General features: G+C 35.9%; 6 protein-coding genes. 3 read left to right on the top strand and 3 right to left on the bottom strand.

Translation table 11 applies throughout. The features are described from left to right. Positions 1-246: 246 nt before the first annotated feature. Genes AAKU52_RS16845 through AAKU52_RS16835 form a run of 3 tightly spaced genes read left to right on the top strand, consistent with a single transcriptional unit; the run spans position 247 to position 3398 of the window. Positions 247-1308 (top strand): glycoside hydrolase family 43 protein, encoded by a 1062-nt coding sequence (locus AAKU52_RS16845; RefSeq protein WP_354335701.1) that lies wholly within the window; start codon positions 247-249, stop codon positions 1306-1308. Then, complete coding sequence (locus tag AAKU52_RS16840; protein WP_354335699.1) at positions 1305-2252, top strand: glycoside hydrolase family 43 protein; 948 nt, start codon at positions 1305-1307, stop codon at positions 2250-2252. Before AAKU52_RS16845 ends, AAKU52_RS16840 begins: the two co-directional genes overlap by 4 nt. Positions 2253-2309: 57 nt before the next feature. Further along, entirely contained in the window at positions 2310-3398 is a 1089-nt protein-coding gene (locus tag AAKU52_RS16835; protein WP_354335697.1) for a cellulase family glycosylhydrolase, read from the top strand. 128 nt (positions 3399-3526) lie between these two features. On the opposite strand, the gene AAKU52_RS16830 is transcribed toward AAKU52_RS16835, so the two are convergent. The 3 genes from AAKU52_RS16830 to AAKU52_RS16820 are packed head-to-tail and all read right to left on the bottom strand — an operon-like array spanning position 3527 to position 6552. After that, a complete protein-coding gene (locus tag AAKU52_RS16830; protein ID WP_354335695.1) occupies positions 3527-4657 on the bottom strand; it encodes an aldose epimerase family protein in 1131 nt (376 codons plus the stop codon). An 11-nt stretch (positions 4658-4668) separates the two neighbouring features. Further along, positions 4669-5856, bottom strand: coding sequence for a glycoside hydrolase family 2 TIM barrel-domain containing protein (locus tag AAKU52_RS16825; RefSeq protein ID WP_354335703.1), 1188 nt, complete (start codon positions 5854-5856; stop codon positions 4669-4671). Positions 5857-5880: 24 nt separating this feature from the next. Beyond that, on the bottom strand, positions 5881-6552 hold the full coding sequence (locus AAKU52_RS16820) for a sugar-binding domain-containing protein (RefSeq protein WP_354335693.1): 672 nt from the start codon (positions 6550-6552) through the stop codon (positions 5881-5883). Positions 6553-6853: the final 301 nt, after the last annotated feature.

The raw sequence follows: 6853 nt of genomic DNA, 5'->3' as shown, positions 1-6853 counted from the left end.
TTCGTTCCATTACCGATACATGTAAGAAAAATCAGCAGCAAATACTCAATGCCTTCTCAACTATTGCTAATTCATAGACAACCTGAGTCGTTACATTAAATGAACATATTATTATTATTAATTAAAATAATATTTGAGACGATTTGAATAAATATTGAGCAAAAACATCATTAATAAAACCTTTATTTAGCTAATAGTATCGGGCTAAAAAAATAGAGCCGAGAACCAATTATAAAATTGATGAGTATGAATATAAAAAGCATTATAGTCATTTTATTATTGCAAGCCTTTGTGCTTTGTAGTAAAGGACAATCTTCTTTAATTAACACGGAACCAAGTGTTATTGAAAATAAAAACACGTTTACTAATCCTTTACTTACCAGCGGGCCTGACCCATGGGTGATACAAAAAAATGGTTTTTATTATTACATGCATACTTTAGGTAACCGAATTGTAATTTATAAAACCAAAACCCTTTCTAAGCTTAACAATGCGACAAAAAAGATTGTTTATTCTGCTTCGGCATCGGGGCCGGATTCAAGGAATATCTGGGCTCCGGAATTACATTTCTTAAACAACAAGTGGTATCTCTATTATACTGCAGGTTCATCTGGTGATTTAGCTACGCAAAGGATGTTTGTGCTTGAAAATTCAAATGAAGATCCATTACAAGGTGCATGGGTGAATAAGGGTCAGATCAAAGATGATAAAGCTGATTTTTTTGCCATAGATGCAACTGTTTTCAGTAAAGATGGGACAAATTACATTATCTGGAGCGGTCATATTTCCAAAACAGACAACACACAGCGGTTATTTATTGCAAAGTTATCCCTACCATGGAAAATGGCCACATCAAGAGTCGAAATTGCTACACCAACTTATGAATGGGAAAAGATAGGCTCACCAGATGTTAATGAAGGACCGGAAATATTAATAAGTCCAAAAGGTAAAGTCTTTCTCCTATACTCCGCAAGTGGTTGCTGGACAGACGACTATTCGCTAGGAATGATGAGTTTAAAGAATAAAGGAAATCCGATGAATCCGGCAGACTGGACAAAATCATCTCTGCCAGTTTTTACTAAAAAACCTGAAAATGGTGCTTACGGACCAGGCCATAATGGCTTTTTTAAATCACCTGATGGTAAAGAAGACTGGATTATCTATCATGCAAATGCAGAACCTGACTTAAAATGCAACAATGAGCGGAGTCCGAGAATGCAAAAATTCACCTGGAATGCTGATGGCACCCCGAATTTTGGTGAACCAGTAAAAATAAACACACCGATTTTGAATCCTTCCGGAGAATGATAGTCATAAAAAAGAAAATCATACTAGGCATCTTTACATTGTTATTTTTCATCAGTGGCTGCAGTACTGGAATTTTTCTTGCAGATCCTACAATTTACCTGGAAAAAGATACCTATTACTTATACGGAACCAGCAGCAATGATGGATTTCTAGTCTATCAGTCTGCTAACTTAAAAAAATGGAAGAAACCTGAAAAAGCAAATGGTTATGCATTAGCTAAAGGTGATTCATTTGGTAGTAAAGGTTTTTGGGCACCTCAGGTATTTAAACACAATAACATGTATTATATGGCCTATACTGCTGATGAGCAGATTGCCATCGCGAAGAGTAAACATCCTATAGGTCCATTTAAACAAGAAACATTAAAAGTACTCTCAGGTTCAGGGAAACAAATTGATCCTTTCCTCTTTTTTGATACAGATGGCAAGCCTTATATTTATTATGTAAAACTAAAAGAGGGTAATAGAATCTATGTATCAGAGATGAAACAAGACCTATCTGATATGGTTGAAGGAACTGCCAGAGAATGTATTTCGGGTACGGAAAAGTGGGAAAATACAGAAAAAACAAACTGGCCAGTTACCGAAGGACCAACGGTTTTAAAAAAAGGCAAATATTATTATATGATTTATTCAGCAAATGATTTCCGGAGTAAAGACTATGCGGTAGGTTATGCAATTGCAACATCCCCATTAGGACCGTGGAAAAAGCACATTGAAAACCCTATAATAAGTCAAGAAAAATTAAAATATAACGGTATAGGGCATGGTGATATTTTTCTTGACAAGGCAGGAAATTATAGGTATGTTATTCATACACATTTCAATTCATTGAAAGTATCACCAAGACGCACGGGTTTAATAGATCTGAAATTTTTAGAAAATGACAGTACTGCTGCTACTTTAACTGCTGATCCTTCTAGTTTTAAGTTATTATCACAATAATATTCCAACACCTGATAGTAGAAATGACCGACCAAAACCATTAACCAAAAAGTAAAAATGAGAAATTTAAAAACCTATTTAGTAATAATTTTATTTGCATTAATATTTCAATCCTGTATGCAGGAGAAAGAAAAGACAAACCAAACGCCAAGAGAAATATGGACAGTAGAGCAGGCCAACGACTGGTATAAAAAATGGGGTTGGTTAAGGGGAAGTGATTTCATACCAAGTACGGCTATAAACCAATTAGAAATGTGGCAAAAAGACACTTTCGATCCTGCAACTATTGATAAAGAATTAGGCTTTGCAGAAGGAATTGGAATGAATTCCATGAGGGTGTATTTACATCATCTTGCCTGGAAACAGGATAAAAAGGGCTTCAAGGAAAGGGTGTCAAAATACCTGGATATTGCTGAAAAGCACAACATGTCGACACTATTTGTGATTTTCGATGATTGCTGGAATCCTACTTATGAAGCAGGAAAACAACCAGAGCCAAAACCGGGTATTCACAACTCAGGATGGGTAAGAGATCCAGGAAAACTTTTGTATACCGATACTACTCTTATTGATACTTTGGAAGTTTATGTAAAAGATATATTATCAACCTTTAAAGATGATAAACGCATTGTACTTTGGGACTTGTATAATGAACCGGGAAATTCTGATAATGGAAATAAAAGTATGCCTCTATTAAAGAAAGTGTTTGAGTGGGCACGTACCGTAAATCCAAGTCAGCCGCTTTCTGTAGGTGCCTGGAACCTGTCTTTAAAAGAACTGACTGACTATCAAATTAAGAATTCTGATGTCACTACCTACCACAATTATGGTGATGAAAAAGACCATCAGAAATGGATCGATACATTGAGAAGTGTTTCAAAACGCCCGCTTATCTGTACCGAATATATGGCCAGATCAAGAAATAGTCTTTTCAGTAACATCATGCCCCTGCTTAAAAAAGAAAATATTGGCGCTTACAACTGGGGACTTGTTGATGGAAAAACAAATACTAAATATGCATGGGATAAGCCCATGAAAGATGGTAAAGAACCAGAACTTTGGTTCCACGATATTTTTCATAAAGATGGTAAGGCTTATAAACAAGCAGAAGTAGATTCAATTAAATTATTAACAGGCACAAAATAATTTTTGTTTATTAAAGCATATCCTGCTCTTTGATGATTAGGATATGCTGCATTTACCCGTTGAAGGCTTTAACGAAGTGAAGTTTTCCTATTAAAGATTAGCCTATCATTTTGTGAAAATTTCATTTATTATTTAGCTATCGAAAATTTATAAGTCGACGAGGAATGGTATAATTCTCCTGGTTTAAGTACAGTTGAAGGAAACGACGGCTGATTGGGACTATCCGGAAAATGCTGTGTTTCCATTGCAAATGCAGTTCTTAAATCATCCTTATGATTGCCTTTCATCGTATTTTTACCCCCCATAAAATTACCACTGTAGAACTGCAAACCTGGCTGATCTGTATAAACACTCATTTCAATACCACTTTTTTCGCCGGTTACAACTGCCACTGGCTGTTCTTCAACGTGTGCATTGAGCACAAAATTATGGTCATAACCTTTACCAAAATTTAGCTGTTCATTAGCTGCATCTACGCGCTCACCAATTTTTTTAGCGATCCTAAAATCAAATGGCGTTTTACTTACCTCCGCTAAAATTCCGGTTGGAATGAGCGTAGAATCTACAGGAGTATATTTATCAGCGTAAATTTGAACCAAGTGATTTAATATGGAACCGCTTTGTGAGCCATTCAAGTTAAAAAATGCATGATTAGTTAAATTCACAACTGTATTTTTATCCGTCTCCGCTTGGTAACTAATCTTAAGTGCATTGTCATCAGTTAAAGTATAGGTTACCTTTACCTTTAGATTTCCAGGAAAGCCTTCATCCATATCTTTTGACAAGTAGCTGAGCTCCAAAGTTTGTTTATCTAACTGTTTAGCATCCCAAACTACGTCCTGATAACCTTTTTTTCCTCCATGCAAAGTATTTTTACCATTATTGATAAACAGCTTATATTCCTTTCCATCTAACATGAATTTACCGTTAGCTATTCGGTTGCCAAAACGACCTATTGTGGCTCCAAAATAAGGTTCTGTAGATTTTTGGTATCCTTCTATATCGCTAAATCCTGCCACTACATCAACCAGTTTATTGTTTTTATCTGGTACATATAAACCCACTAATCTGCCTCCATAATTTGTAATCAGCGCCTTTGAGCCACTTTGATTCTCCAGATTAAATAAATGCACTTCTTTTCCATCTATATTTTTTTCAAAGGATTTCCCTTCAATAAGAACAGCATCACTTTTACAGGACATTATAAGTCCAAAACATACAACTACCATAGGATAAAATGTTTTTCTAATTTTCATCATTTATATATAAATCACGGTGCAGGTACTAAATACAATCGGTCGTTTACCGTTTTTAATTTGTCTACAGCTACTTTAATTACTTTTCTATCGTATGTCATAAACCCATTTATCTCTCCTTCCACATCAGTTGTATGGGTATATACTGCCGCAGATAAGCCTAAACGAATAAATTCTTCAAGCCTTTTCGTGTAGGTTGCGTATTTATCAAAAAGATCATCGGCATTTTTGAAAGATTGGTAACCCCAATTATCTTTTTCCTGCCAGGTGTGTCCAATAATCGGTAAACCTAAACCACCAAACTCACCCAATACAAGCAGCAATTTCGAACCAAAGACGTCTGGTCTTGGCATTGCAGGATGAGGATAATTATGCAGGTCTATCATATGTCCTGTAGTAAAGAAATTACCACCACTTGCACTATTAATAAGCCTTGAAGGATCTTTTTTCATTGTCCATTCTGTAATTTCAACAGTTTTAAACTGTCCCCATGCCTCATTAAATGGTACCCAAACTACAATAGAAGGGAAATTATATAAAGTATTCATTATGGCATTCCATTCTTTTCTATAGTAACCTTCCGACTCAGTAGAGCGTTCTTTTTCCGTAGCACGATCAAGTACTCCCGGACGGGTTTCCCATTTGTTTCCTAAATCTCCACTTGGCATATCCTGCCAAACCAGCATTCCATTTATGTCGCAATAATTATAGTACCTAGCAGGTTCTACTTTAATGTGCTTACGGATCATGTTAAAGCCCATCTTTTTTAGCTGATCAATATCATATACCATCGCTTCCTCTGTTGGTGCCGTATATAAACCATCAGGCCACCAGCCCTGATCTAGCGGCCCATACTGAAAAACGAACTTGTTGTTCAACAGCATTCTTTGAATACCTGCAGCATCAGGACCCATTGAAATTTTACGCATTGCAAAATAACTAGTGATTGCATCAACGGTTTTTCCATTCCTTAACAAGGTAATTTTAAGATTGTATAAAAATGGGCTGCTTGGTGACCACAATTTTTCATTTTTTAAAGTAATCACCTCTGCAGCAGCAGGGTTAACATTTTTCACTGCAACAATAGTTTTACCATCCAGCACTTCAATTTTAAGCTGATCACCTTTTTGAACGTTTTCTACAGCTGTGCTTATTGAAATTGTATGTGCATCAATATCTGGTGTATGTCTTGTAGATGATATATAAGATTTTGGAACGGCTTCGATTCATACAGTTTGCCAGATACCTGTAACCGGGGTATACCATATACCTTCCGGTCTTTTCACTTGTTTGCCTCTAGGCTGAGGACCTTTATCTGTTGGATCCCATACACGTAATTTTATTTCCTGAGAAGCTCCTTTTTTAATAAGTGAAGTAATATTAAAAGTAAAAGGATCAAAACCTCCTTCATGTTTACCAGCACTCTTGCCATTTACAAAAACCTCTGTTTGCCAGTCAACTGCACCAAAGTGCAGCAAAACATCTTTATTCTTCATACTTGAAGGTATTGTTATCGTATTTTTATACCATAACACACTGTCTGCACCCACTGTTTTACCCACACCAGAAAGTGCCGACTCTACAGCATAAGGAACTAGAATACTCCCATCATACTTCACAGGCTCACTTTGTGCTCTAGTTACAATCGCATAACTCCATAAACCATTAAGGTTTTTCCAGTTATTAACACGTACCAACTGAGGTCGAGGATATTCGGGTAATGGAGCTTTTGGATTGACTTTTTCGGCCCAGGTAGTAACAATTCTATCTTTAATTAATGACCACTGCTTTTGCTGTGCATGTATAGTATTAAAACTAAAAAGTAGAATTAATGTTGCAGGTAAAACCTTGTTAAAGATGGACTGTTGCCCGAAACAAGAGTTTAAACGTTTTTCCATAAAAATCTAATATTTGATTAGTATTACGCTATCAGTTATACTCTGCTAGGGCGATAATCAAATATGGTGTTTTAGGTGTAAATTATTATACAGATTTGTATCAAAACTTCCTCAATTTGTCTCTATTTAATTAATGCCGCACTACCTATGAGCAAAAGGATTACCAAGTCGAAAGTAAATATTTTCTTCTAACTTCAGCGCCGTCCACTTCAGGGTCAACGCATAAAAATAGTTAAAAATCAGATGCTTGTTAACATTTTGTGGATTTCGTGTTAGGATTTTTTTGTTTGTTTTGCTTTAT

The sequence above is a fragment of the Pedobacter sp. CG_S7 genome, from assembly GCF_040544395.1.
In the GTDB taxonomy this organism is placed as follows: Bacteria; Bacteroidota; Bacteroidia; order Sphingobacteriales; family Sphingobacteriaceae; genus Pedobacter.
Note: the sequence above shows the minus strand (reverse complement) of the source record. Positions and strands in the feature narration are given on the sequence as shown.